The sequence below is a fragment of the Actinoalloteichus spitiensis RMV-1378 genome (assembly GCF_000239155.1).
In the GTDB taxonomy this organism is placed as follows: Bacteria; Actinomycetota; Actinomycetes; order Mycobacteriales; family Pseudonocardiaceae; genus Actinoalloteichus_B; species Actinoalloteichus_B spitiensis.
In genome coordinates this window covers 1-1,667 of the sequence record NZ_AGVX02000851.1, presented here as the reverse complement: position 1 = coordinate 1,667, position 1,667 = coordinate 1, and the positions used below count along the sequence as shown (strand labels likewise).

Here is a 1,667-nt window from a genome sequence, read left to right as displayed (position 1 = left end):
CCGCCGAGGCGGACCGCGAGCTCGACGAGGCGGCCACCGAGATCGCGGGCCGGGCGATCGAGATGGGGCAGGCCCAGCCGGTGCTGCGCGCGGCCGGGCACGGCACCACCGGCACCCCGCGCATGCGGCACGCGCTGGACGAGCACCGCACGCGGTACCGCAAGGGGTTGCGCCGCTCGCTGGTGCCCGACCTGACCTACACCGCCGTGGTGATGGTGGGATTCGTCGCGGTGCTGGTGCTGGGCGCGCAGTTCCTGCTCAGCGGCACGTTGCAGGTCGCGGACGCGGTCGCGCTGCTGGTGCTGGCGGTGCGGTTCCTGGAGCCGCTGGGCACGCTGACGGAGCTGCTGGGCACCCTGCACGCGATGGACAACTCCGTGACCCGCGTCGAGTCCATCCTGTACACGCCGGCGTTGAAGCACCACCCGAGGCCGGTGCGGGAGTTGAAGGACGCGACGATCGAGTTCTCCGACGTCACCTACTCCTACGGGGGGACACCAGCGCTGTCGGGGGTGTCCTTCCGGTGCCAGCCCGGCACGACCACCGCGCTGGTCGGCCCGTCCGGATCGGGCAAGACCACGGTCACCCGGCTGATCGCCCGGTTCTTCGACGTGGACTCCGGCAGCGTGCGGGTGGGCGGTGTGGACGTCCGCGAGCTCGACCACCAGGTCCTGCTCAGCGACGTGGCCATCGTCTTCCAGGACGTGTACCTGTTCGACACGACGATCGAGGAGAACCTGCGGATCGCCCAGCCCGACGCCACCCACGAGGAGTTGGTGGCGGCGGCACGGGCGGCCCGGCTCAACGAGGTCGTGGCCCGGCTGCCGCAGGGCTGGCAGACCAAGGTCGGCGAGGGCGGCGCCCAGTTGTCGGGAGGAGAACGGCAGCGGGTGTCCATTGCCAGGGCGTTCCTCAAGAAGGCCCGGGTGGTGCTGCTCGACGAGGCCGGGTCGGCCCTGGACCCGGAGAACGAAGGCGCGATCAGCGAGGCGATCGCGAACCTGTCGCAGGACCCGAACCGGACGGTGATCGTGATCGCGCACCGGCCCGCGACGCTGGCCACCGCCGACCACGTGATCGCCCTGGACGGGGGCCGGGTCTCCGAGGCGGGGACTCCGAGCGAGTTGCGGGCCACCGGCGGCACCTTCGCCCGGTTGTACAACCAGTACGAACACGCGAGGAGCTGGCACATCGGGGCGGCTCCGGCCCCCTGATCCGCCCGCCGACGTCCCGGCCGGAGGTGCGGCATCCGGCCGGGACGTTCCCGAGCGGGCACGGCGCGCTGAGGCGGCCCGCCCGGTGCCCGGTGCGGGCTGTCGGTGCCCGCGTCGACGCCCTTCTCCGGGATCTACCCGTCAGGTGGGGGAGAATGCGGAACGCCCGTGCGGGGCCGGTGGAGTGCCGACGGGAATGGGCCGGTGGTTGGCCCCGGGATGACCGTGCCGTTGGCGCGGTTCCCGTTTTCGGCCGAATCCCGCAGGATCTCTCGCGAAATACTCGACCACGGGTCGTCGGCGGGGGCACCGGGAGGGGTTCGACCATTCCCGCCGCCGGCTCCTCCTGCGCTCGGCAGTGAACTGCCCGGGTCGCGGGATGGGGAACCGCACCCCCGGTGCGGGTCACGGCGTGCGTGGCGCACCGGCGGACCGCCGCCAGCCGGCGCGGCG

General features: G+C 72.9%; 1 protein-coding gene. It reads left to right on the top strand.

What is annotated here, in order from left to right:
- On the top strand, positions 1-1,214 hold a 1,214-nt coding region (locus ACTIDRAF_RS0226075; protein WP_016701572.1), incomplete at its 5' end, for an ABC transporter ATP-binding protein.
- Between the last annotated feature and the right edge of the window lie 453 nt (positions 1,215-1,667).